17 protein-coding genes are annotated in these 24,164 nt (G+C 71.9%); 4 read left to right on the forward strand and 13 right to left on the reverse strand.

The annotated features are described in order from the left end of the window. Positions 1-140: 140 nt before the first annotated feature. The 4 genes from ACWCPY_RS26135 to ACWCPY_RS26150 form a co-directional block, all read right to left on the reverse strand. The gene (locus tag ACWCPY_RS26135) at positions 141-779 is read right to left on the reverse strand and encodes an RlpA-like double-psi beta-barrel domain-containing protein (RefSeq protein WP_451268826.1); all 639 of its coding nucleotides are present in this window, start codon (positions 777-779) and stop codon (positions 141-143) included. 204 nt (positions 780-983) lie between these two features. Next, a complete protein-coding gene (locus ACWCPY_RS26140) occupies positions 984-4,493 on the reverse strand; it encodes a hypothetical protein (protein WP_451268828.1) in 3,510 nt (1,169 codons plus the stop codon). A 184-nt stretch (positions 4,494-4,677) separates the two neighbouring features. Continuing rightward, on the reverse strand, positions 4,678-6,159 hold the full coding sequence (locus ACWCPY_RS26145) for a peptidoglycan D,D-transpeptidase FtsI family protein (RefSeq protein WP_451268830.1): 1,482 nt from the start codon (positions 6,157-6,159) through the stop codon (positions 4,678-4,680). A 135-nt stretch (positions 6,160-6,294) separates the two neighbouring features. Then, complete coding sequence (locus tag ACWCPY_RS26150) at positions 6,295-7,140, reverse strand: LLM class F420-dependent oxidoreductase (RefSeq protein ID WP_451268832.1); 846 nt, start codon at positions 7,138-7,140, stop codon at positions 6,295-6,297. A 165-nt stretch (positions 7,141-7,305) separates the two neighbouring features. Between ACWCPY_RS26150 and ACWCPY_RS26155 the strand changes: the two genes are divergently transcribed. Together ACWCPY_RS26155 and ACWCPY_RS26160 are read left to right on the forward strand one after the other, a co-directional pair. Then, entirely contained in the window at positions 7,306-8,838 is a 1,533-nt protein-coding gene (locus ACWCPY_RS26155; protein ID WP_451268834.1) for a CehA/McbA family metallohydrolase, read from the forward strand. Positions 8,839-9,108: 270 nt separating this feature from the next. Further along, positions 9,109-10,965, forward strand: coding sequence for a hypothetical protein (locus ACWCPY_RS26160; RefSeq protein ID WP_451268836.1), 1,857 nt, complete (start codon positions 9,109-9,111; stop codon positions 10,963-10,965). 61 nt (positions 10,966-11,026) lie between these two features. On the opposite strand, the gene ACWCPY_RS26165 is transcribed toward ACWCPY_RS26160, so the two are convergent. From ACWCPY_RS26165 to ACWCPY_RS26175, 3 genes are read right to left on the reverse strand one after another with little or no spacing between them, the layout of a single operon-like run. Continuing rightward, positions 11,027-12,010, reverse strand: a complete 984-nt coding sequence (locus ACWCPY_RS26165) for a DMT family transporter (protein ID WP_451268837.1) — start codon at positions 12,008-12,010, stop codon at positions 11,027-11,029. Next, on the reverse strand, positions 12,007-12,618 hold the full coding sequence (locus ACWCPY_RS26170) for a TetR/AcrR family transcriptional regulator (protein WP_451268839.1): 612 nt from the start codon (positions 12,616-12,618) through the stop codon (positions 12,007-12,009). Before ACWCPY_RS26170 ends, ACWCPY_RS26165 begins: the two co-directional genes overlap by 4 nt. 32 nt (positions 12,619-12,650) lie before the next feature. Continuing rightward, positions 12,651-13,997: an MFS transporter gene (locus ACWCPY_RS26175; protein WP_451268841.1), complete on the reverse strand. Its 1,347-nt coding sequence runs from the start codon at positions 13,995-13,997 to the stop codon at positions 12,651-12,653. A gap of 214 nt (positions 13,998-14,211) precedes the next feature. Between ACWCPY_RS26175 and ACWCPY_RS26180 the strand changes: the two genes are divergently transcribed. Further along, on the forward strand, positions 14,212-14,817 hold the full coding sequence (locus tag ACWCPY_RS26180; protein WP_451268843.1) for a DNA polymerase ligase N-terminal domain-containing protein: 606 nt from the start codon (positions 14,212-14,214) through the stop codon (positions 14,815-14,817). Beyond that, the gene (locus ACWCPY_RS26185; RefSeq protein ID WP_451268845.1) at positions 14,814-15,509 is read left to right on the forward strand and encodes an endonuclease; all 696 of its coding nucleotides are present in this window, start codon (positions 14,814-14,816) and stop codon (positions 15,507-15,509) included. Before ACWCPY_RS26180 ends, ACWCPY_RS26185 begins: the two co-directional genes overlap by 4 nt. 21 nt (positions 15,510-15,530) lie before the next feature. Here the strand turns inward: ACWCPY_RS26185 and ACWCPY_RS26190 are convergent, their stop codons facing one another. The 6 genes from ACWCPY_RS26190 to ACWCPY_RS26215 all read right to left on the reverse strand — a co-directional run bounded on the left by ACWCPY_RS26190 (position 15,531) and on the right by ACWCPY_RS26215 (position 24,162). Beyond that, positions 15,531-16,703, reverse strand: a complete 1,173-nt coding sequence (locus ACWCPY_RS26190; protein WP_451268847.1) for a macrolide family glycosyltransferase — start codon at positions 16,701-16,703, stop codon at positions 15,531-15,533. 224 nt (positions 16,704-16,927) lie between these two features. Beyond that, positions 16,928-18,493 carry an APC family permease gene (locus ACWCPY_RS26195; protein ID WP_451268849.1) on the reverse strand — a complete coding sequence of 522 codons (1,566 nt, stop codon included), beginning with the start codon at positions 18,491-18,493 and terminating at the stop codon, positions 16,928-16,930. Between the two features lie 247 nt (positions 18,494-18,740). Continuing rightward, positions 18,741-20,207 carry an aldehyde dehydrogenase family protein gene (locus ACWCPY_RS26200; protein WP_451268851.1) on the reverse strand — a complete coding sequence of 489 codons (1,467 nt, stop codon included), beginning with the start codon at positions 20,205-20,207 and terminating at the stop codon, positions 18,741-18,743. Then, complete coding sequence (locus ACWCPY_RS26205; protein WP_451268853.1) at positions 20,204-21,943, reverse strand: N-acyl-D-amino-acid deacylase family protein; 1,740 nt, start codon at positions 21,941-21,943, stop codon at positions 20,204-20,206. The genes ACWCPY_RS26200 and ACWCPY_RS26205 overlap by 4 nt, the downstream gene beginning before the upstream one ends. Positions 21,944-22,134: 191 nt before the next feature. Continuing rightward, on the reverse strand, positions 22,135-23,256 hold the full coding sequence (locus ACWCPY_RS26210) for an LLM class flavin-dependent oxidoreductase (RefSeq protein WP_451268855.1): 1,122 nt from the start codon (positions 23,254-23,256) through the stop codon (positions 22,135-22,137). A 108-nt stretch (positions 23,257-23,364) separates the two neighbouring features. Then, positions 23,365-24,162 (reverse strand): SDR family NAD(P)-dependent oxidoreductase, encoded by a 798-nt coding sequence (locus tag ACWCPY_RS26215; RefSeq protein WP_451268857.1) that lies wholly within the window; start codon positions 24,160-24,162, stop codon positions 23,365-23,367. Positions 24,163-24,164: the final 2 nt, after the last annotated feature.

Genomic DNA, 24,164 nt, shown 5'->3' on the forward strand with positions numbered 1-24,164 from the left:
GCACGGCGGAGTCGTCACGGTCCCAGGCGCGCAGCCGCCAGCCGGGGCGCGCGGTGTCGCCGTGCAGTTCGACGAGGCCGGCGAGCCGGGTCCCACCGCGCGAGACTCGCCGAAAGCCTCTGCTCAGGAGCGAGCCGGCGTTACCCCACGAAACGCCAGGCGACGTCGATCGAGCCCTGGTCGAGGGAGGCGAGCGACTCGAATGCGCCGGGCGTCAGATCGAGGTCATGCCAGCCCGCACCCGGGCTCTCGTCGACTACCGTCGCGGTGATGGACTTTCCGTCGTGCGTGATCTCGATCTTCTTGCCGCAGGAGGGAGACGGATACCCGGGTTCGAATGTGCTGGCGTCGAGCGCAACAGCCAAGTCACCGTCCGTGACGACGATGCCGCACGCCGTCAGTCCGGGCTGGTAGTACGTCGCTCTTCCGTGGTTGCCGTTCGACGGCGGCTCCGCGGGCGGCCCCGATGTCCGGCCCGGCTCCGGGGGTGTCGCCTTGCCCTGGTCCGGGGGCGGCGTCGTTGTCCGGCCCGGCTCCGGGGGCGGCGGCGTTGTGGTGCTGCTCGGCTCCGGGGGCGCCACGGTCCCGCTCGGCTCCGGGGCGAGAGTGGGACCGGGCGACCCGGTCAGGCTGGAGCCGGGCTCCGGCAGTCCCGATGCGCTCGATGCCGGGACGGGGGTGTCGGTGTCCTCCGAGGCGGAGGCGGTGGCGACGATCACGGCGGCGGAGCCGACGGCCAGTAATGTTGCCGCCGCGATTTTGGCGATCTTTGCTCTCAACGTTCCCTCTCCGAATGTCACATTCCGGACGGCGCGCATGCGAAGCATTCGTGGCGGGGGGTGCCATGAAGATTCCTCGCGACCACGCCGCTGTGATCGTCGGCCCACGGGGGCCGACGATCACAGCGGCCCCATGATGACCAGCCCCGCTGATGCTCCACTGACGCCCCGCTGTCGCCGGGCCCGGCATTCGGCTCAACTGCGTCAGCGGGCAACCGCCTTGGTCGCCCTGCTGGTCGCGGTACCACTGGCGTGGCCGGTGCGGCGGGCGGTCACCTTGACGGTGATCTTCTTGCCGCGCTGCGCGGACTTGAGCGTCAACGAGGACTTGGTCGCGCCGGAGATCGCCTTGCCGTTCGCGTACCACTGGTAGCCGTACGAGGTCGGGGTGGGCGTCCAGGTGCCGTGGGCGGCCTTGAGAGTGCGGCCCACCTTCGCGGTGCCGGAGATCGTGGGCTGCTTGGTGGCCTTGGGCGCGCTGCCCTTGGCGACCTTCACCGGGGCGGGCGTCGCGGAACCGTCGGCGTGACCGGTGCGGTGGGCCGTGACGGTGAGGGTGAGGTACTTGCCGAGCAGCGACGCCGGGACGGTGTACGTCGATGCCGTAGCACCCTTGATGGCCTTGCCGTCGGCCTTCCACTGATAGCCGTAGGAGGTGGCGGCGGGCGTCCAACTTCCGTTCGTGGTGGTCAGCTTGGCGCCGACCTTCACGGTGCCGGTGATCTTCGGGGCGGTCGTCGCCCCGGGCGCCGCGCCCTTGGCGACCGTGAGCGCCGCCGAGGTGGCCGGGACGTCCGCCGTGCCGCTGCGGCGGGCCGTGACGGTGACCGTGACCTTCTTGCCGAGCAGCGACGCCGGGACCGTGTACGTGGACGCGGTGGCGCCGGTCACCGGCTTGCCGTCGGCGTTCCACTGGTAGGTGTACGAGGCCGGGTCGGGGGCCCAGGTGCCGGTGGACGCGGTGAGGCGGTCGCCGACGCGGGCGGCGGTTCCGATGGCCGGCGGTGCGCTGTTCCTGAGCGAGGCCGCCGTGACCTCGAAGGAGCCCTGCCCGTACTCCCAGTTGATGTGGGTGATGACACTGAGGGACCAGGTGCCGACGGTGGCCCCGGTCAGGTCGAGGACGGCCGTCAGGGTCTTCCGGTCCGCCGAGACCTCGACGGTGGTCGATTCGATGACCTTGCCGGCGAGCTGGATCTGTACCTTGTCGTCCTTGTGCAGGGACGTGCCGGTCACCCGGACCGTGACCTTGCCGCCGGCGGCCCCGGTTGTCGGGGAGACCGACCCGACGCTCGCCTTCACCGTGCCGCAGAGGTTGGACGAGCAGACCGCCTCGGCCTTGTACGAGGTCTTCGACGCCTTCTCCGGCAGCGACAGAACCAGGATGCTCGGGGTGGGCTGGGCGGAGTACGGCTCGTTCACGGCACACTCGTAGCCGGAGGAAATGAACCGCGTGCAGCCGTTGTCGAGGCTCGCGTCGTACAGCGCGGGCACCGCGGTCTCGGTGGCGCCCGTGGTGTCGCTGATCGCCATGTCGAACCGGTCCCGGTACGCCGTGGGCAGCGCGGCGCAGACGGCGGTGTGCTGCTCGTCGAGGGTGCCGGTGATCGGGCCGTACCCGTAGGCGATGCTCGCGACCTTCTCGCACTCGGCGGCCGGTCCGTCGGCACCGGCGATGCGCAGGGCGTCGAATCGGTACGAGTCGGCGGCCTTCAGGCCCGTCCGGACGGTGACCAGGACCTGGTAGCGGGTGGAACCGGTGACGGCGCACGCCTGGTTCTTGTTGCAGAGGGCGGTGCCGTCGGCGTCGTACACCACGACGTTCGCGGTGCCGAGCACGTCGCGGACGTCGATGTGCAGGGTGTCCTTCGCGTCGGCGGTGGTGACCTGGCGGCAGCGCAGCTCGCCGGGGGCGCCCATGGTGCCGCCGGCGGACGGGCCGCCGACCTTCGTCACCGGGTTCGGGGTGCAGCCCTTGGCGGTCGCGGTGACATCGCGGCGGGTCAGGGTGTAGTCGGCGGCGGTGTCACGGCCGGTGACGAGCACGGTGTGGGCGACACCGGGGGCCAGCGCACAGGTCGTCCAGCTGGAGAGGGTCGAGTAGATCGAGCAGACCCGCTTGCCGTGGGGGTCCAGGACGGTGAACTCGGCGGTGGACGTGGTGCCGGGTGCCGCCTGGAGCTGGAGATTCTCCTGGGCGCCGTGGTCGTCGGCCGGGATGCTCAGGCAGCGCGAGAAGACACCGTCACCGGTGGAGAACCGGGCGGCCGGGCTCGTCGCGGTGAAGTCCCCCGCCGGGATGGCGGGGCAGTCGCTCGCCGCGTCGGTGCGGTGCAGGGCGAGGGCGTACCGGCCGGTCGGCTCCGACGAGTCGTCGGTGGAGACCAGGGCGCGGAACGGGGCCTTGCCGGTCAGCGCGCACGTGCCGGCCGACAGGTCGCTCCCGTCGCACCGCTGGGCGCCGTCGGCGTCGACGACGGTCACCTCGGGGCGCGGCGCCGGCCCGTTGAGGGGTTTCAGGACAGCCAGGCGGGCGTCCGCGGGAAGCGGCAGGGAGAGGCAGTCGATCTCGCCCGCCGCAGTGAACGTGCCTTGGTGGAGGCCGAGTTCGACGGGCTCGCACCCGGTGGTGGCGGAGCTGTCGAGGATGAGAGTGGGGTGGTCGGTGAAGACGGTGTAGTCACCGGCGGCGGGAAGGCCGCAGGTGCCGTCCCAGGTGGCGCAGACGGTCTTGCCGTCCCGGTCGTACACGGCGAGCGTCGAACGGGTGCCGTCGCTGACGGAGTACACGTTGTAGCGTCCGGCGGCCGGGGCCGTGAACGTCTTGCAGCCGCTGGCCGGGTCCGCGGTCGTGGGCGCGGAGTTGTACGCATTCAGGGGGGCATGGGTGCAGCCGGCCGGGGCCGAGATGCGGCGGACGGTGAGGGTGTACTCGGCGGGGAAGCCGTGCTCGGCCTCGGTGACCTGCGAGAGGACCCGGTAGGGGCCGTCGCCGGGCAGTACGCAGCCGTCGCTGTCGTCCTCGTTGAAGCGGGGGCAGATCCGGGCGCCGGTCTCGTCGGTGATCCACGACAGGCTCCCGCCGGACGCGGTCGTCCTGATGTCGTTGGTGATCCGCTCGCCCGGCTTGCCGTTGAACGGCTGGCACTGGATGGCGGTCGGCCCGGCGGCCGAGCCGACGACGGGGGCGGTGTCCCAGGCGGTGCCGATCTCCGGGGCGCAGCCCTCGGTGGTGGCGAGCGGGACGACGGCGACGGTGGGCTTGCTCGTGTCGAACGCGTTGTTCGTCAGCCGGAGCGTGAAGTCGCCCGCGCGGGGCAGTCGGCACCAGCCGGCGCCCCACTGGGAGTCGTAGCAGTTGATCTCCGTGTCGCCGTCGAAGACATGGGCGTATGTGCTCGCGTCGGCACCGCCGACGACCACGACCTTGTGCAGCCCGGCGGCCCCGGCCGTGATCGTGAAGCAGACCGTGCCGTCGCCCGGGATCGTCGGCCTGCCCTCCGCCGGGGCGGCCTCGCCGAAGCCGGAGAGCGGCAGGGTGGCACAGTCCTCGCCCGCCGTGGCATCGGCCGCCGCCGCGGGGGCGTACGCCTGGGCGGCGCCCGCGGGGATCAGCAGCGAGAGCAGGACCGACAGGACGAGCAACAGCGCGGCGTACGCCGACGCGGCGGCCGATCTCCCGGATCTCGCCGCCGTACGTGGATGGTTGGGCATTCCGTTCCCCCCGGACCGGTGAAGTGTGCGCTTCTGCCGGGGGCTTCATGGACGACGCGCGAGCGCGCGAACGCGGGACGGCCCGGGACACAAGCGAAATGTGTGTGACTCGTAAAGACGAGTGCACGCGATCATCGCACACGTGTCCAGGGCCGCCCCAGGAATTTTCGGTTCCGGTCGCGGGCTACTTGCCCAGTACCGCCTTCATCACGTTCTTCGCGATCGGCGCACCCAGCCGGCCGCCGGAGATGTCGGACCGGGAGATGTCCATGTCCGTCGGGTCGATGAACACCGCGACCGCCACTGACTTGCCGCCGGACTTGCCGTACGAGACGAACCAGCCGTACGGCACCTCGTCCCTCACATTGACGCCGCGCTGCGCCGTACCGGTCTTGCCGCCGACCGTGACACCGTCGATCAGGGCGCGCTGGGCGCTGCCCTCCTTGGCCGTGAACTCCATCATTTCCTGGACCTTCTTCGCCGTCTCCTCGGACACGGCCTGGCTCTTGAGCTTCGGCTCGTTCTTCTCCAGGACCGAGAGGTCGGGGCCGCGCAGCTCGTCCACGATGTACGGCTGCATCAGCTTGCCGTCGTTGGCGAGGGCGGCCGTGACCATCGCCATCTGCATCGGTGTACTGGTGAGGCTGCCCTGCCCCATGCCCGTCAGCGCCGTTCCGGGCTTGTCCAGTTCGGTCGGGTAGAGGCTCTTGGTGGCGAGCATGTCGCCGAACTCGTCGGAGTACACATCGGCGTTGAAGCCGAACTTCTCCGCCGTCTCGCGCATCTTCTCGGCGCCGACCTTGGACGCCGCGTCGAGGAAGACGTTGTTGCAGGAGTACTGCATCGCGGTCTTCATGGACGCCTTGTTGCACACCGCGTCGCCGGCCTCGCTGCCGATCTTGTTCGTGGAGAGCGGCAGGGGGTACGGGGAAACGGCGTCGGACCGCGCGTCGACATCGGTGACCACGCCGTTCTCCAGGGCCGCGGCCGCCGTGAGGATCTTGAACGTCGAACCGGGCGGGAAGGTCTCCCGCAGCGGGCGGTTGGCCAGCGGCTTGCTCTTGTCCTTGACGAGCGCCTGGAACTTGTCGCCTTCCTTGAACGAGTTCCCGGCGAAGACGGACGGGTCGTACGAAGGCGTGGAGACGAGGGCCAGCACCTTCCCCGTGCTCGGCTCCAGCGCGACGACCGCACCCCGCGCACCGAGGTCGGTCAGCCCCTTGTACCCGGCCTTCTGCGCCTTCGGGTCGATCGTGGTGATCACATCACCGCCGCGCCGCTGCTCGCCGGTGATGATGTCCTTGGCGTGCCGGAACGCGAAGCGGTCGTCCTGGCCGCTGAGGATGCTGTCGTACGTCTTCTCCAGGAGGGACATGCCCTGCGACTGGGAGGCGTATCCGGTGACAGGGGCGTACATCGGGCCCTGCTTGAAGGTCCGCTTGTACTTGAAGTCCGTCCCCTCGACCGCCTTGGAACCGGTGATCGCCTCACTGCCCACGACGATGTCGCCGCGCGGGGTGGCGAACTGGGCGATCTTCACCCGGCGGTTGTTCTCGTGATTGGCCAGGGGCTCGCTCTTGACGTACTGGATCCAGTTCGCCCGCAGCAGCAGCGCCATCACCAGCAGCCCGCAGAATATGGCTATGTGCCGCAATGGCCTGTTCATCCTCGACCCGCTCCCGTACTCGCCCGCATGTGATCCCTGACCAAGGAAGATACCGATTGCGGGCAAATGGTTGCACCAACAACCAACCGGGGTCACGGCCGGGGTCGCGGCCGTGCCCTCCTGTCCGCCCGTCCGTCAGAGGTACTCCGCGTACGCGTCCAGGGTGCGCAGCACCTCCGGTTCGCCGGCCGGGGGCAGTTGCAGCACGACCTCCTCGATGCCCAGGTCCGCGTAGTGGGCCAGCTTGCCCGCGCTCGGAAGGACCGCGTACGGGACGACCCGGAGGTGCTTCGGGTCGCGGCCCGCGGCCTCCCAGGCCTCACGGAGCTTCGGTAGGGACTCGGTCAGGCCCCCGCCGCCGATCGGGAGCCAGCCGTCGGCGTACTCGGCGATGTGGGCGAACAGCCTGGGGCCCGCCGCGCCGCCGATCAGGGTGCGCGGGCCGTTCACCGGGCCGCGGGGTGCCTGGACCGGCTTCGGGTACGCGTGGCTGGCCCGGACCGAGCCGAACTCGCCCTCGTACGCCGTGGGTTCGTCCGCCCACAGGGCCCGCATCACGGCCATCCGGTCGCGGACGAGGTCGCGGCGGGCCGGCCAGTCCACGCCGTGGTCCGCGGCCTCCTCGACGTTCCAGCCGTAGCCGACGCCCAGGGTGAACCGGCCGCCGGAGAGGTGGTCGAGGGTGGCGATCTGCTTGGCCAGGCCGATCGGGTCGTGCTGGGCGACGAGCGTGATGCCGGTGCCCAGGGTCAGGCGTTCGGTGACCGCGGCGGCCTGGGCGAGGGCGACGAAGGGGTCGAGGGTGCGGGCGTACTCGGGCGGGAGTTCGCCGCCCATCGGGTAGGGGGTGTCCCTGCTCGCCGGGATGTGGGTGTGCTCGGGCAGATAGAGCCCGCCGAAGCCGCGCTGTTCGAGTTCGCGGGCGAGCCGCAGCGGCGTGATCGTCTCATCGGTGAGGAAGATCGTTGTGGCGATCCGCATATGAAGACACCTCCGTCGTGATCCGGTGACAGGCCCTGGCGCCCCAACGTATGCCGTCGGGGGCCGTGCGGTCCGGTTCATCGGCGTTCTTCCGGAGTTCATCGGATGCCGTCAGGCTTCCTGGGCGACACCCTTCGCCGCTCACGACACCCGGGGAGCCCTCGCATGTCCGCATCGCATTCCGCTCAAGGCCACCCGATGGCCAGGCGCGGCCTCCTCGTCGGGGCGGCCGCCACCGCTCTAACGTTGGGCACCGTGAGCTTCGCCGACGCCACCACCCCGAACCCGGGCGACGACGGGACGGACCGGACCAGGACCGTGCGCGGCACCCTGCCGACCGGGTCTCCCGACTTCGTGTACCTGCCGGTCGAAGTGCCGCGCGGAGTACGGGAGATCGCCGTCTCGTACACGTACGAGAAGCCTCCCGTGCCGGCCGGGACGCAGGGCAACGCCCTCGACATCGGCATCTTCGACGAGCGCGGCACCGCGCTGGGCGGGCACGGGTTCCGGGGATGGTCCGGCGGGTCGCGCGGCAGCTTCTTCATCCGGGCGGACGAGGCGACGCCCGGCTACATCGCGGGCCCGGTGCGGGCCGGTACGTGGAACATCGCGCTCGGCCCCTACACCGTCGCCCCCGAGGGGCTGCCCTACGAGGTGACCGTCACCCTGCGCTTCGGGCCCGCCGGGACCACCCCGGAGCCGGTGTATCCGCCGGAGCGGGCGAAGGGGCGCGGGCGGGCCTGGTACCGGGGCGACTGCCATCTGCACTCGGTGCACTCGGACGGCAGGCGCACCCCTGCCGAGATCGCCGCCGCGGCGCGCGCGGCCGGGCTCGACTTCATCAACAGCAGCGAACACAACACGTACTCCGCGCACGGGGCGTGGGACGGGCTGTGGGGCGACGATCTGCTCGTCCTCACCGGCGAGGAGATCACCACCCGCAACGGGCATGTCCTCGCGGTGGCCACCGACCCGGGCACGTTCGTGGACTGGCGCTACCGGGCCCGCGACAACCGGTTCAGGCACTACGCCAAGGCCGTGCGCCGGGCCGGCGGCCTGGTGGTGCCCGCCCACCCGCACGCCACCTGCATCGGCTGCCACTGGAAGTTCGGCTTCGGCGAGGCGGACGCGGTGGAGGTGTGGAACGGGGCGTACTCCCCGGAGGACGAGATCGCCCTAGCCGAGTGGGACAACTCCCTGGTGGCCGCCGTACGTTGGTCGAAGCCTTGGGTCGCGGCGATGGGCAGCAGCGACGCCCACCGGGAGCCGGACGTGGTGGGGCTGCCGCAGACCGTCGTCCTCGCCGAGGAGCTGTCGCGCGAGGCGATCGTGGCCGGGATCCGGGCCGGGCACTCGTACATCGCGGAGTCCTCCGCCGTCACGCTCTCCTTCGGCGTCTCCGGCGGGCGCGGGCTGCACGCCGGGATCGGTGAACGGCTGCGGGTGGACGGGGACGACACCCCGGTCACGGTACGGCTGGAGGTGAGCGGGGCGCCCGGCTGCACCGCGCACTTCGTCACCGACCAGGGCACGCTGTTCACGGCCGGGCTGCCCGAGTCGGGCACGGGGGCGGTGGAATGGCGTACGACCCCGGCCTACGCGGCCTATGTGCGGGCCGAGGTCCGGCATCCGGCGACGGTGCCGGGGCTGCCGGGGGCCCTGGCGGCGCTCACCAACCCGGTGTTCCTGGAGGGGTAGCGGCAGACCGCTCAGGCGCTGGGCAGGGTGCGCAGGCGTATGCCGTGGCGGGCCCGCAGCCGGCCGATCTCCCAGGCCGCGGCTGCCCGTGTGTCTCCGCTTCCCTGCCGCGGTGAGAAGTCATGGCGCGAGCGGGTCCGTGAGGCGACAATGCCCGTCAGAGGTCGTACACGCCGCGCGGGGGAGCGATTCAGGATGGCAACCGGAGGGTTATCGGCGGGCGGGCCACCGCCGCAGGCAGCGGGTTCCGACGTCACACGGCAACTCTGCATGGCGATGCACACCCGCCCGGCGGCCTCCGCCGCACCCTGGGCCGGGCGGGGACTGCCCCGGCTGGCCGGGGAGATGCTGCGCGACCCGGCACGCTCGGTTCCCTCGTACGGCTTCGACCTGGTGCCGGTCCTCACGCACGCGGTGCGCGCCTTCCGGCGGCGGCTGCTTCGCCGGGTCGCGGTGACGGCGGTGTTCGGCCTGGTCGCGGTCTGGGAACCGTTGCCGCCCCTGATCCTGCTGACCACGCTCTGCCTCGCCCGGCTGCTGGGCTCCAGCTGGCCACCGCTGACACTGCTCTGCCTGTGGCTTGCCTTCCGGGCACCGAACCTGCTGTTCGTGCTGATCGGGCCGCAGGACCAGAAGAACAGATACGAGGTGTTGGTGCACAACGCGCCTCTGCTGGTGCTCGGGTCCGCTCTCGCCCTGGTGTACGTCGCCGACGCGGTGCTGGCCCGGTCGGCGCGCGACCGGGCAGGCCGGGAAGGTGGTGCCCGGGAGCGGATGCCCTCCATCGGCCCGAGGATCCGCAGACGCGTGGAGCGGGTCGGTCTCCAGCAGAACGGCACCGCCCTGCCGTACGACGGCCAGGGCCGGTTCATCGGCGCGGGCCGAGAATCCCGGGGCGCGGTGGAGATCCGCGTGCCGTTGCGTCCCGGCCACTCCGGCCGGCCCGTCGTGGCGCTGCGCGAGACAGAACTGCTGGCAGGCATCGAGGCCGCGATGAGCACCGCCGGCCGGGGCGCGGGCAGGCCCGACGACCTCACGGAGACCGAGCCACTGCCCGGTTTCTCCGTGGCCCAGGTGCTCGCCCTGCCGGCCGCCCTGTGGCTGGAGCGCGGCCGGGGCGGGGCCGGGGCGTCGGAGCCGGCGGGTGGTCTGGGCCGGCCCGAGCGGCTGTATCTGCGGGCACAGTGCGTCAGCTGGCACGGGCAGCTCGTGGTGAGCCTCTTCGTGCACGCGGCGCTCCAGGCCGGCGAATTGCGGCTCACCCTGCGACCGCAGGTGATGGCACCGCTGCTGCCGCTGCCCGAGCCCACCGGCTCCGCGGTGCTCGAAGGTCTGCGCGCGATGGCGGGACTGTGGGCGGGACTGGTGAAGGAGACCGGCCCGGCCGGGGCCGATCCGGTCGACGCCGACGGCCCGCTGAGCCTGCGTGACCTCCTCTCCCTGCCCACGATTCCCGATGTGCACCAGAGCAGCGATGCGGCACGCCATGTCGAACTCATGCAGGCGGCCGTCCTCGGTGCCGTGGAGGCCCTGCTCGAACGGCACGGCTTCGCGACGGACGCGCTCTCCGACCGGCACACAGTGATCAACAGCATTCAGGTGCTGGGCGACAACAACGCGGGGATCCAGCTCGCGGGCGGTCTGACACTGGCCCAGGTGGCACAGACCGCGCCCACCGCGCCCACCGCGCCCGCCTCGACCGAAGGAGTACCCATGAGCCCAGGATTTCCGCGCCGGAACCCGCCCTCCGAGCCCGCACGGGCCCCGGGGTCCGGCATCAGCATCGGCGGCGACAACTCCGGCACCGCACAGAACGCCGTCGGCCACCGCCTGTCCCACATCACCCAGACCGGCACCGGCCAGGGGAACGCCCCGCTCGACTCCGTCGCCGCCCTCCTGGCCTCCTTCCGCGCGGACATCGACCGCAACGCGGCCCTGCTGGCGGACCTGGAGGCCCTGCGGGACCAGACGACGACGCTGAGCGGGGCACTGACGGACCCTCGGAGCGAAGGCTTCCGCCCCGCCCTGCGCATGGCGGTCCGTTCCCTGCCCGCGCTGGTGGCCGGGACGGCCGTCCAGCAGACGGGCGAGGCACTGGTGACGGCGATCGGTGAGCTGCTGGGCTGAGCCCGGAACGCGTACGACGGGACTGTGCGGACGGCCGGTACACGCCCTGGGGGCTGTCCCCTCAGGGCCGCTCGTCCCCGGCGGGAACGGCGACCGGGGCCACCGCGCCGCGTGCCCGTACGCGGACGGGCCGGGACGGAGCGGTCAGCACGCCCAGGCAGGCGATGACGAGGGCGATGCCCGTCCAGCCGAGGGCCGGGAGGTGCTCGCCGACGACCAGGACCGCGAAGACGGCCGCGACGGCCGGCTCCAGCAGGGACAGGGTCGTCGCGGTGCTGACCGGGATGCGGGACAGGCCGAAGCCGAACAGGACGTACCCGGTGAACATCGGGACCAGCGCCATGTAGAGCCCGACGCCCGCGTTGGCCCAGGAGGCGACCAGCGGTGCGCCGGTGGCCAGCAGGACCGGTACGAGCATCAGGCCGCCGAGGCCGAACACCGCGCCCATGGCCGCCCGCGAGGTGACGCCGCGGGTGATGAGGCGGTGCGCCGCCCACGCGTACACGGCGTACGTCACGCCCGCGACCAGCCCGAGGCCCACGCCCACGACGGTCTGCCGGGCGGAGCCCGTGCCCGCTGCGCCACCGGCCTGCGCGGCCTCGGCCGCACAGAGCAGCACCGTGCCGGCCAGCCCCAGGGCGGCCCCCGTCATCCACCTCCGGGACAGGCCGCGGCCGTCGGCGAGCCGCTCGATCAGGGCCGATGCCAGCGGGGCCGAGCCGATGGAGACGACCGTGCCGACCGCGACACCGGCCAGGTGCATGGACGTGTAGAACGCGAGCGGATACAGCGCCACGCCCACTCCCCCGAGGAGCACAATCCGCCACTGCGCCCTCAGCCGGACGCGGCCCCGGGCGATGCCGCGTCCGGCCATCAGGGCCTGGAGCAAACCGCCCAGGCCCATCGCGGCGGCGCCGATCGCCAGCGGCCCGACCTGGGGCGCGAAGGTCGCCGCGGTGCCCGTGGTGCCCCAGAGCACCGAGGCCAGCAGGACCGCGAGCGCGCCGACACCAGGTCCGGCGGTACGTCCGGCGGGCCCGGTCACAGGGCGCCCACCAGGGATGCCGCCAGGTCCCGGGCGCTGCGCATGCGGGTGCCGTCGCCTTCGAGGCCGGCGCGCACGATGGCCCCTTCGAGGAGGAAGGCCAGGTGCTCGGCCATGGCGCGGGCCCGCTCCTCCTGGCCCGGCAGCAGCTCCTGGAGGTGGCCGGTGAGCAGGCTCTCGACCTGCTCCTTGTGGCGGCGCACCACCGCCCGGCCCTCGTGTCCGGTGGGCAGCTCGGCGGCGGCGTTGAGCAGTCCGCAGCCCCGGAAGCCGTGCTCGTAGGCGAGGTCGGCGTGGTCGGCGTAGGCGTCGAAGACGGCCAGCACGGCACCGGCCGGGCCCTGCGCCCCGGCCAGCCGGTGCCGGTAGAGGCCGAGCCACTCCTCGTGCCTGGCCTCCAGATAGGCGCGGACGAGATCGGCCTTGGAGTCGAAGTTGTTGTAGAGGCTCATCTTGGCGACACCGGCCTCGGCCGTGATCGTGTCGATGCCCGTCGCGGCCACGCCGTCGGCGTAGAACCGGCGCGCCGCGGCGTCGAGGATCCGCCCGCGCGCCGCGCCCCGCCGCCGCTTCACCGGCTGCTTCTCCCCGGCCTTCGCCTCGCCCATGTCCGCTCCGTTCCTTGATTAGGTAGGTCAGTCTACCTAACTGTGAGCGCGGCAGCGGCCCCGTGCGAGTCGGCACCCAGCTGCCGCGCGCAGCACCGGCCCTGCACCGCCGCCAGTCCCGCGACCACCGCTCCCAGCACCAGCCAGCCCGCCGGACCGGCGGCCATCACCACGCCGGTCAGCAGCGGTGGCCCGGCCGACTTCTGGATGGACTGCGACATCCCGGCCACCCCCAGATACGCGGGACGGGCGTCCTCGGGTGCGAGCAGGACCGCGAGCTCCCACGAGCTCACCGAGCGCATCAGCTCCGCCAGCGTCACCAGCAGCGCCGCGGCGAGCAGGACCGCCCCGGCCACCCAGGCCCCGCCCCGGGTCGCCGCGGCCAGGAAGCCGCAGCCCACGAACACCAGGACCCCGTACAGCAGCACCGCCCGGGTCGCCCGGCGCGGACCCTCGGCCCGCCGCGACACGCCCAGCTGGAGCAGCACGACCATCACGGTGTTGATGACCAGGAAGGCCGGGACCAGGGCGTGCGGCGCGGAGGTGCGGTCCACCAGCCAGAGCGGCAGGCCGACGGCGAGGATCGAGTCGTCGAGGTTCATCGGGATGTCCAGGAGGACGAACCGGAGATAGCCGCGGTCCCGCCACGGACCGGCCGGGCGGCCCGGCTCCCGCCCGCCCGCGACCGGGGCGCCGGGCGCCGCGCCCCCGGCCCGTGCCACCTCCACGGACCCCCCGCCCGGCTCACCGGTGCGCCACACCAGCACGGCGGCGACGACGAACGACAGCGCGTTGCCCAGGATCAGGGCGCGGTAGGCGTCGGTGGTCCCCACCGCCAGGCCGATGGCCGCGACGCCCGCGCCGACGCCGTAGCCCGCGTTGGCCGCGCTGCGCGACAGCGCCTGGTAGGCCGCGCGCCGCTCGCCCGCGGCCCGGGTGGCGAAGAGCATCTCCAGCGTCTTCGCGGCCCGGTCGCCCAGGTAGGTCACGGCGACCACGGGGAGCAGCGCCGAGAAGTCCGCGCACACCAGGACCAGGACGAGGGTGACCAGCCGCAGCAGGTGGCAGCCGATCAGCAGCGGGCGCACCGGGAAGCGGCCGGCCAGGCGCCCGGCCAGCGGCGAACCGGCGATGCCCGCGACCCCGGCCGCGCCCAGCAGTACGCCGATCTGCTGGGCGCTCAGATGCGTCACGAAGGTCAGGTACAGGACCGAGGAGGCGGCCCAGAGCCCCGAGCCGGTCCGGTCGACGGCCAGCGCGAGCAGCATGATCCGCGCGTCGCGGCCGCCCGGTGGATCGCGCAGCTGGGCCAGCAGCCCCTGGCCGCTCTTCGAAGTCCCCGCCCTTCGCCCCTTGTCGCCCTCTTCGCCTCGCCGCATCACGCGCCCCCTCCGACCTGCCCACAGGCATGTCTTGACATCAAGAGATCTTGAGCAAGGGGAAGACTGCCTGGAAAACAGTCTCGATGTCAAGATACTTGATGCCGAGATACCTATGGTCCGGCCGGTCCGGAACCCGTCCCGGTGCGCCTCACCGCCGGGGGCGTCACAGTGGAAGGAGCACCGGGCGGGGGCTGCCGTAGGAGGTGTCCGGATGAATGCGACCGGCGACAACGAGGACCGGACGCGCAACGGCGACCGGACGGGCGACGGGGCACGGGCCGGCGCGGCGCCCTGCTTCGTCGTGCAGATCCACCAGGCACGGCACATGCACTTCGACTTCCGGTTGGAGGTCGGCGGCGTACTGAAGTCCTGGGCCGTGCCGCGCGGCCCCTCGGAGAATCCGCGCGAGCGGCGGCTGGCCGTCCCGACCGAGGACCACCCGCTGGAGTACCGCACCTTCGAGGGCGTCATCACGAAGGGCGCGTACGACGGCGGCACGGTGATCGTCTGGGACCAGGGCACCTACCGGCCGCTCAGCCACGACCGGTCGGGCGCGCCGGTGCCGTTCGAGCAGTCCCTGGAGGACGGGCACGCGACGTTCTGGCTCGACGGGACCAAGCTGCACGGCGAGTTCGCCCTCACCCGCTTCAAGGGCGGCGACGCCCCGGGCGAGGAGGTGTGGATGCTGATCAAGGCCAAGGACGGGCAGGCCACCCATGACGGCCCCGAGGCGCCGGACCCCTACCTCGCGCGTTCGGCCCGCACCGGCCGCACCCTGGCCCAGGTCGCGGCCGAGGAGGGAAGCGGGCCCCCGTGACCGCCCGCGACACCGTGGCGGTCCTGCTCGCCCGCCACGGAACCACGTACGCGGCCGAGGCCGGGATCCGGCTGCGCAACACCCCGCAGCCGCTGTACCAACTCCTCGTCCTCAGCGATCTGCTGAGCGCCCGCATCCGCGCCTCCGTGGCGGTGTCGGCGGCGCGCGCCCTGTTCGACCACGGCATGCGCTCGCCGCACCGGATGGCCGCGGCGAGCTGGCAGCAGCGGGTGGACGCGCTGGGCGAGGGCGGCTACCGGCGCTACGACGAACGGACCGCCACCCAGCTCGGCGACGGGGCACGGCTGCTGCTCGACGAGTACGGGGGCGACCTGCGGCGGCTGCGCGCGGAGGCCGACGGCGACCTGGACACCCTGCGGGCCGGGCTGCGCCGGACCCCGGGCATCGGCCCGGCCGGCGCGGACATCTTCGTACGCGAGGTGCAGGCCGTATGGCCGGAGACGGCGCCGTACGTGGACGGGAAGGCCCTCCAGGGCGCCGCACGGCTGGGGCTGCCCGCCTCCCCGGCAGAACTGGCGAGGCTGGCGGAGGCGGCCGAGCCGCCCCGGCCGGCGCGAGGGGCCGGCCGGGGCGGGCAGACGGACGGGCACGGGATCGCCGTGCTCGCGGCGGCCCTGGTGCGCGTCGCACTGGACAAGCACATCGTGGACGACGTCACGGCCCACGTCTGAGGAAGCCGCCGGGGCGGCCGGTCAGCCCAGCAGTTCCTCGATGAGGTCGGCGGCGCGCGTGGTGCCGCCCTCGGCCCGTGCGGCGGCGCGCAGCTCTGCCGAGCGGCGGGCCACCTCCGGGTCGGCGGCGAGTTCCAGCAGGGCGGTCCGCAGGGACTCGGCGGTGGCGTCCTCGGTGTCGATGCGGCGGGCCACCCCCAGCTCGACCAGCCGGTCTGCGTTGGTGGGCTGGTCGGCGGCCTGGGGCACCGCGATCATCGGCACACCGGTGTACAGCCCCTCGCTGCTGCCGCCCATGCCCGCGTGGGTGACGAAGGCGTCGGCCTGCTCCAGGATCGCGAGCTGGGGCACCCAGGAGTGCACCTCGACATTGGACGGGACGGCGCCCAGCTCCGCCGGATCGGTGTACTTCCCGATCTGAAGCACCACGTGCCAGCCCGGCAGGTCGCCGAACGCGGCCAGGCACCGGCGGTAGAACTCGGGCAGCCGTGTGAACGCCGAGCCCATCGAGACCAGCAGCACCTTCTCCGCGTCGGCCGGACGCGTCCAGCCGTCCTGCGTCCGCGTGCCGAAGCAGGGGCCGACGAAGGTGACCGTGCTGGTGTCGACCCGGTCGGCGTGCGGCTGCATCGCCTTCGGGATCGTCGCCAGGGTGTGGGCGGGCCGGCCGCAGAAGGCGTCCATGTCGGTGGTGGACGCCCCGCAGTCGGCGAGCCACCGGGTGAACCTCGCCCGGTACGCGTCGGCACCCGGCAGCTGCCACAGCTGCGCCGCGATCTCCTCCTCGTAGCCCTCCCAGCCCACATAGGTCGGGGACAGCTGCACGAGGGGGCGCTCCTGCGTCTCGGCGAGGACTCGGGCGGGGTAGGCGCCGATGTCGTAGAGGTACAGGTCCGCGGGGTCGCGGTCGTAGACGGCACGCAGTTGCGGAAGCGCCTGGACCGCGTCGTCGAGGAAGACACCCATCGTGTCCACGGGGTCCTCGGGCCAGTCGTTGTCGGCGACCGGCAGCACGGACGCGCAGGGGACGAACTCGGCGCCGGTGGCCTCGATCAGCCCGGCCACCGCCGGGTCGTTGGCGTAGGTCACCCGGTGGCCCCGGGCCACCAGCTCACGGATGATCTCAAGGCTGGGCAGGACATGGCTGACGGCGGGGATGCCGATCATCGCGACATGGGCACGACGACGTGACATGGAGAATCACTCATTTCAGGTCTACGGAGAACAGGACACAGCGGTCCGGTGCGCCGGCCACGGGCGGACATCACCGTGGGCGCACTTCGGACCCGGCGGGACGGGGTACGTGCCCCGCCCGCGTGTCAGCCGTAGATCTGATGCATGAAGTACATGCCGGGGACCCTAGCCCGTCCCCGTACGCGCACGCACGGGGATTTCCGCACCCGCCCCCCGCCGGGGCGTCAGTCCTCGACGACCAGGGCCGGGGTCTCCTTGGTCAGCACCTCGCCGCGGAAGAACGCCGGGCTGCGGCGCTGCATCACCAGCATCAGCGCCACACCGAGCACCAGCAGCCCGACACCGATGACGAACACCGAGCCGACCCCGAAGACCGACGAGCCCGAGCCGTACGCCGGGTCCCACATGTCGTAGAGGGTCTTGCCGAAGACCGCGGTGAGCAGGATGCCGCCGACGCCCGGGAACAGGCCCTTGAAGACCAGGTCGCGGAAGGAGCGGGTCAGGTCGGCGCGGAAGAACCAGACGCAGGCGAAGGCCGTCAGCGCGTAGTAGAAGCAGATCATGAGGCCGAGCGCGTAGATCGTGTCGACCAGGACGTGCTCGCTGACCAGGGTCATGACCGTGTAGAAGACACCGGTCGCGACACCGGCGGTGATCGTGGCCCTTCCCGGGGTACGGAAGCGCGGGTGGACCCGGGCGTACGAGGCGGGCAGGGCCTCGTAGGTGGACATCGCGAGCACGGTGCGGGCCACCGGGATGAAGGTGGTCTGCAGGCTCGCGGCGGCCGAGGCGAGCACGGCGACGAAGAGCAGGATGCCGAGACCGGGGCCCATGACCGGGCCGGCCAGCGCGGCGAAGACGTTGTCGGAGGTGCCGGGGTTGGCCAGGCCCAGACCGGAGGTGCCGGAGCCGACGGCCATCTGGGCGGCGACGCCGGTCGCCAGGTAGGAGCCGACCAGCACGACCATCGCGATGAGCGCGGCCCGCCCGGGGGTCTTCTCGCTGCCGGTGGTCTCCTCGTTGGCCGTCAGACAGGCGTCCCAGCCCCAGAACATGAAGATCGACAGCGACAGACCGGCGGTGAACGCGGCGAAGGACTGCACGGCGAACGGGTTCAGCCAGGACCAGGAGAAGTCGAGCGACGAGGCGAACTCACCGCTGTGCGCCTTCTGCACGGCCATCGCCACGAACACCGCGAGGACGACCAGTTGGAGCCCCACCAGTGCGTACTGGAGGCCCTTGGTGGCCGTCATCCCCCGGTAGCTGATCGCCGTGGCGACCGCGATCAGGGCCAGACAGGTCACGATGTGGACGGGTTTGCTGTCGTCCAGGGCGGCGATCGAGTCGTTGCCGGTGATCTCGCCCGCCAGGAGCCAGAAGTACGAGGTGGCGACGCCCGCCAGGTTCGACAGGACGATGATCGTCGCGATGACCAGGCCCCAGCCGCACATCCAGCCGACGCGCGGGCCGAACGCCTTCACCGTCCAGGTGAAGGAGGTGCCGCAGTCCGGCATGGCCTTGTTGAGCTCGCGGTACGCGAAGGCGACGAGCAGCATCGGCAGGAAGCCGGCCAGGAAGACGGCGGGCATCTGCACGCCGACCTCGCCCGCGGTGGAGCCGAGGGTGGAGGTGAGGCAGTAGACGGGGGCGACGGTGGAGATGCCGATGACGGCGCTGCCCATCAGGCCGACGGAGTTCCCGCCGAGGCCCTTGCCGCGCACCCCTCTGTCGGCCGGGGCGGAGCCCCGTCCCGCGTCTTCGGCCGGTGGCCGCACGTCCAGCTGAGTCATGAAAAGGACGATAAACGCTGCGATTTCCACATTCGGAGGGTGAGACTCCGGCGTCTCACCCTTGAATTCCAGGCAACAATACGGAAAGACCTTCATTAATTGAAGGCCGTTCGCGAACATCACCTTCCGATACGAGGCCGAGGCTCGATCGCGACACCGTACGGGAACCGCAGCACTGTCCGTTTTGTGTGGGTTCAAATTTTCCCGTGGGTGTCCGCTCAGCGGACACCCACGGTCGCGTGCCGGTTCAGCCGGGCCAGACGATCGACTGGAGTTCGCTGTACGCGTGCAGGGCGTACGAGCCGACGTCGCGCCCGACACCGCTCTTCTTGAACCCGCCGAACGGGGCCTCCATGTTCCGCCCGACGGTGTTCACGCCGACCCCGCCGGCGCGCAGCCGCCGGGCCACCCGGAAGGCGCGGGCCACGTCCGAGGACCAGACGTAGTCGATCAGTCCGTAGTCGCTGTCGTTGGCGAGCGCGACGGCCTCCTCCTCGTCGTCGAAGGGGACGACCACGACGACCGGGCCGAAGATCTCCTCGCGCACGACGCGCATGTCGTTGGTGCAGTCGGCGAGCAGGGTCGGGGCGACGTAGAAACCGCGCTCCGGCCCGGCCGGGCGTTCGCCGCCCGTGACGACCCTCGCCCCCTCCTTCCGGCCCAGCTCGACGTAGGACTCGACGCGGTCGCGGTGGGCGGCCGAGATGACCGGTCCGACGACCGTGCCCCTGGCCGCCGGATCGCCCACCTTCAGACGGTCCGCGTACGCGGCGAGCTTCCCCAGCAGCGCGTCGTGGACGCCGCGCTGGACGAGGACCCGGGTCGGGGCCGTACAGATCTGGCCGCTGTAGAAGGAGAACGTGGTGCCGATCCCCGCCACCGCCGAGTCCAGGTCCGCGTCGTCCAGGACGACGGCGGCGCCCTTGCCGCCCAGCTCCATCAGCTGCCGCTTCATGGACCGCCCGCACACCTCGGCGATGCGCTGCCCGACGGCCGTGGAACCGGTGAAGCTGACCATGTCGACGTCCGGCGAGTCGACGGCGGCCTCCCCCGCCTCGGGGCCCGATCCGGTGACGACGTTGACGACGCCCGCCGGGACGCCCGCCGCTTCGAGCGCCTCGGCCATCCGGTAGACGGAGAGCGGGTCCTGCGGGGCGGGCTTCACGACGACCGTGTTGCCCATCGCCAGCGCGGGCGCCACCTTGCCCGCCGGGTTGGCCCAGGGGTTGTTGTACGAGGTGATGCAGGTGACGACGCCGACCGGCTGGCGCACGGCGAGCGCCCCGAAGACCCCGGCCCGCCCCATCGGCCCGGCCTCGTTGATCTGCGGCGCGACCGCCTCCTCCACCGGCTCCAGGGCACCCCTGGCGTACCGGCGGAAGCGGGAGGCACCCACGGCGACCTGCATGCCCCGGGCCGTCGCGGTGGTGGCGCCGCTCTCCGCGCGGGCGAGCGCGGCGTGGTCGGCGAGGTCGCGCAGCATCAGGCCGGCGGCCCGGTCGAGGATCTCGGCCCGCTCCTCGGGGCGGGTGCGCGACCAGCCGGCGAAGGCCTCCCGGGCCGCGGCCGCCGCCGCGTGGACCTGCTCGCGGCTCGCCTCGGGGGCGAGGCCCACCACCTCCTCGGTGGCCGGGTCGATCACCTCGTAGTGGCCGTGCTCGGGTTCGGTCCACCGGCCGCCGATGAACAGGCGGCGCTTCTTGTCGTCGCTCATGCCGTGCTCACCGTCCTGGTGTCGCGGCCGGAACGGAGCACCGTTCCCGGCACCGCGCCGGTCACCTTGTCGTCGCGCAGCGTCTCCACCCCGTTGACCCGGACCGACACGATGCCGATCGCCCGGGAGTCGAGCCGGGGGCTGTCGCCGGGCAGATCGTGGACGAGGGTGGCGGGGCCGGCGTCGATGCGCTCCGGGTCGAAGAGGACGAGGTCGGCGTGGAAGCCCTCCTCGATCCGGCCCCGGTCGCGGAGCCCGAAGAGCCGGGCGGGGTCGTCGGTGAGCATCTTCACGGCCCGCTCCAGGGGGACGAGCTTGCGTCCGCGCAGGCAGTCGCCGAGGAACCGGGTGGTGTACGGGGCACCGCACATCCGGTCCAGGTGCGCGCCCGCGTCGGAGCCGCCGAGCATCACGTCCTCGTGCTCCCAGGTCTCGCGGCGCAGCGCCCAGGACGCGGGGTCGTTGTCGGTGGGCATCGGCCACAGCACGGTGCGCAGTTCGTCGGCGGCGCATATCTCGACGAGGCAGTGGAAGGGGTCCAGACCGCGTTCGGCGGCGATGTCGCGCACGACACGGCCGGTCAGTCCTTCGTTGGCCTCGCTGTAGGTGTCGCCGATGACGTACCGGCCGAAGTCGGCGAGGCGGCGGAAGACCCCGGCCTCCTTGCTGTCTGCGCGGCGCAGCATCTCGGCGCGGGTGGCGGCGTCGCGGAGCCGTTCGATGCGCTCGGGGACGGGGAGGGCGAGGATCTCGCCCCAGCCGGGTATGAGGTTGAGCGCGCAGAAGGTGCCGAGCGACATGTTCATCGGGGTGAGGATCGGCATGGTGAGCGCGACGATCCGGCCTCCGGCCCGGCGGGCCCGTTCGCTGGGCACGAGCTGACGCGGTACGCGTTCGGGGACGGCGGCGTCGATGGTGAGGACGTTCCAGTTCAGCGGGCGTCCGGCGGTGGCGGTCATGTCGACGAGCAGCTCGATCTCCTCGTCGGAGAACTGGTCGAGGCAGCCCGCGACGATCGCTTCGAGCTGGGTGCCCTCGTGTTCGCCGACGGCCCGGGAGAGGGCGAGGAGCTCCTCGGGGAGCGCGTGCCGGGAGGCGACGGGCTGACCGTCGCCGTCGGAGTGGGTGGCGGACTGGGTGGTGGACAGCCCCCAGGCCCCGGCGTCCATCGCGTCGTGGAACAGCGCGAGCATGGCGTGGAGCTGTGCGGGGGTGGGCTGTCCGCCGACCGCGTCGGCGCCCATGACGTGCCTGCGCAGGGCGCAGTGCCCGACCATGAACCCGGCGTTGACGGCGATCCGCCCTTCGAGGGCGTCGAGGTACTCACGGAAGCTGGACCAGCTCCAGTCGACGCCCTCCTCCAGCGCCTTGAGGGCCATGCCCTCCACCCGCGACATCATCCGGCGGGTGTAGTCGGCGTCCTCGGGGCGCTCGGGGTGCAGCGGGGCGAGGGTGAACCCGCAGTTGCCTCCGGCGACGGTGGTGACGCCGTGGTTCATGGACGGGGTGGCGTACGGGTCCCAGAAGAGCTGGGCGTCGTAGTGGGTGTGCGGATCGACGAATCCGGGCGCGAGGACGAGACCGGTGGCGTCCTCGGCGGTGACGGCCTCCTCGGTGAGCGTGCCCGGTTCGGCGACGACGGCGATGCGGCCGTCACGGATGCCGATGTCGGCGGGGTACGAGGGCCCGCCGGTGCCGTCCACGACGGTCGCTCCGCGGATGAGGTGGTCGAGCATGACGGGGTTCCCTTCTGTGGTGGGTGTGCGGCCGGGGTGCGCACGGCCGCGGTACGCACCCCGGCCCCACGGAGCGGCGGTCCGGGAAGACGCCGCAGCTTTCGGCGGGGCGGGCCGGGCCCGGCCGGGGCGGGGTCCGGCCCCTCCGGCGGTCGAGGAGCGGAGTTCCGGGGGCGGGGCCCCCGGAACCGCTACGCCGCGTCGCGGAAGCGCGAGGTCCGGTGGACCGGGTCCGTGTCGATCTTCGGGATCACGTGCTCACCGATCAGCTTGATCGAGTTCAGCGTGTCCTGACGGCTCACCCCGATCGGCAGCCCGAAGCTCAGCTGGTCCGCCCCCGCCTGCTCCCACCGCTTGCACTGCGCCAGCACCTCGTCCGGATCGCCGCAGATCATCAGCTCCTCGGCGATCAGCAGCTCGATGATCTCCTCGGTGTACTCCGGGAGCAGCTCGGGCCACTCCGGTATCCCCTCCGGCCGGGGGAACGTGTCGTGGTAGCGGAAGAGCAGCGACTGCAAGTAGTTCAGCCCGCCGCCCACCGCGATCTCGACGGCCTTGGCGTGCGTCTCGGCGCAGATGGCCGTGGAGGTGACCATGACGTTGTCGTTGACGAAGTCCCCGACGGGCTCGGCCTCCTTGACGGCCGTCTTGTAGGACTCGACGACCCACTCCATGTCGGAGACCTTCTGCACGCTGAAGCCCAGCACGCCGAGCCCCTTCCTGCCCGCCATCGCGTACGAGGACGGCGAGCCGGCCGCGTACCACATCGCCGGGTGCGACTTCCCGTACGGCTTGGGCAGGATCTTGCGCGGCGGCAGCGACCAGTGCTTGCCCTGGAAGCCGACGTACTCGTCCTGGAGCCACATCTTGGGGAACTCGGCGATGGTCTCTTCCCAGAGTTCCTTGGTGTGGTTCATGTCGGTGATGCCCGGCATGAACCCGAGGATCTCGTGGCTGCCGGCCCCGCGCCCCGAGCCGAACTCGAAGCGTCCCTCGGAGAGATGGTCGAGCATGGCGACCTTCTCGGCCACCTTCACCGGGTGGTTGACCGGGGCGAGCGGGTTGAAGATTCCGGATCCGAGGTGGATGCGGTCGGTGGCGTGGGCGAGGTAGCCCAGGTACACGTCGTTGGCCGAGAGGTGCGAGTACTCCTCCAGGAAGTGGTGCTCGGAGGCCCAGGCGTACTTGAAGCCGGACTTGTCCGCCTGGATGACGTACTCGGTCTCCTCGATCAGCGCCTTGTGCTCTGCCCCGGGGTCGACCTTGGCCCGCGCGGCGGGCACGTACCCCTGTACAAAGAGCCCGAATTCCAAGGGGGTTCACCGTCCTCAATCGTTTCTGACACTCCGTCAGATCGTGATGCGTCCGACTGTTCCACCGGCACCCGTACCCGTCAATACCTGACGCATCGTCAGCTCAGGTCAGAACAGACTGACGCCCGCCAGCCATCCCCCGTCGATGACGAACGGCTGCCCGGTGATGTACGAGGAGTCCTGGGAGGTCAGGAAGAGCGCCAGCGCCGCCACCTCCTCCGGCTGCCCGATCCGGCCCAGCGGCACGAGCTTGCGGTACAGCTCGGCCACCGCCGCCTTCGACTCCTCCGGGTCCGCGTCCGGGTCCAGCGCCGCCGGGTTGGTCATCGCGGTGTCCACGGCCCCGGGGCAGACGGCGTTGACCCGTATCCCCTTCGCGGCCAGCTCCACCGCCGCCACCCGGGTCAGCCCGAGCACCGCGTGCTTGGTGGCGGCGTACGCGCCCACGAACGCCATGCCCGTGAGCCCCGTGTACGAGGCGGTGTTGACGATGGTCCCGCCGCCCGCGGCCTCGATCTCCGGCGCGACGTTCTTGATCCCGAGGAAAGCGCCCACCTGATTGACCTGCACCACCTGCTGGAACTCCTCCAGCGGCGTGGACACCAGCTCGTTGAACCGGAGGATCCCCGCGTTGTTGACCAGACCGTCGATCCGCCCGAAGGCGTCCTTGGCGGCGGCGACCGCGGCCTGCCAGTCCTCCTCCCGGCTCACATCGAGACGGACGAACCGGGCGACGTCCGCCCCCAGCTCCTCCCGTATCTCCTTGGCCAGCGCCTCGCCCTGCTCGTCGAGCACATCGGCGATCACCACCCGCGCACCCTCCGCGGCGAAGAGCCGCGCCTCCTGCTCGCCCTGCCCGCGTGCCGCACCGCTGATGAGTACGGTCCGCCCGTCCAGCTTGCCCATGG

This window comes from Streptomyces sp. NPDC002403, assembly GCF_053593015.1.

Bases quoted from the DNA above. Each gene is read 5' to 3' on its own strand.
- ACWCPY_RS26205 (WP_451268853.1), bottom strand. From the start codon at position 21,943: ATGCTCGACCACCTCATCCGCGGAGCGACCGTCGTGGACGGCACCGGC.
- ACWCPY_RS26150 (WP_451268832.1), bottom strand. From the start codon at position 7,140: ATGCGGATCGCCACAACGATCTTCCTCACCGATGAGACGATCACGCCG.
- ACWCPY_RS26180 (WP_451268843.1), top strand. From the start codon at position 14,212: ATGAATGCGACCGGCGACAACGAGGACCGGACGCGCAACGGCGACCGG.
- ACWCPY_RS26140 (WP_451268828.1), bottom strand. From the start codon at position 4,493: ATGCCCAACCATCCACGTACGGCGGCGAGATCCGGGAGATCGGCCGCC.
- ACWCPY_RS26155 (WP_451268834.1), top strand. From the start codon at position 7,306: ATGTCCGCATCGCATTCCGCTCAAGGCCACCCGATGGCCAGGCGCGGC.
- ACWCPY_RS26160 (WP_451268836.1), top strand. From the start codon at position 9,109: ATGGCGATGCACACCCGCCCGGCGGCCTCCGCCGCACCCTGGGCCGGG.
- ACWCPY_RS26145 (WP_451268830.1), bottom strand. From the start codon at position 6,159: ATGAACAGGCCATTGCGGCACATAGCCATATTCTGCGGGCTGCTGGTG.
- ACWCPY_RS26195 (WP_451268849.1), bottom strand. From the start codon at position 18,493: ATGACTCAGCTGGACGTGCGGCCACCGGCCGAAGACGCGGGACGGGGC.
- ACWCPY_RS26190 (WP_451268847.1), bottom strand. From the start codon at position 16,703: ATGTCACGTCGTCGTGCCCATGTCGCGATGATCGGCATCCCCGCCGTC.
- ACWCPY_RS26170 (WP_451268839.1), bottom strand. From the start codon at position 12,618: ATGGGCGAGGCGAAGGCCGGGGAGAAGCAGCCGGTGAAGCGGCGGCGG.
- ACWCPY_RS26175 (WP_451268841.1), bottom strand. From the start codon at position 13,997: ATGCGGCGAGGCGAAGAGGGCGACAAGGGGCGAAGGGCGGGGACTTCG.
- ACWCPY_RS26215 (WP_451268857.1), bottom strand. From the start codon at position 24,162: ATGGGCAAGCTGGACGGGCGGACCGTACTCATCAGCGGTGCGGCACGC.
- ACWCPY_RS26200 (WP_451268851.1), bottom strand. From the start codon at position 20,207: ATGAGCGACGACAAGAAGCGCCGCCTGTTCATCGGCGGCCGGTGGACC.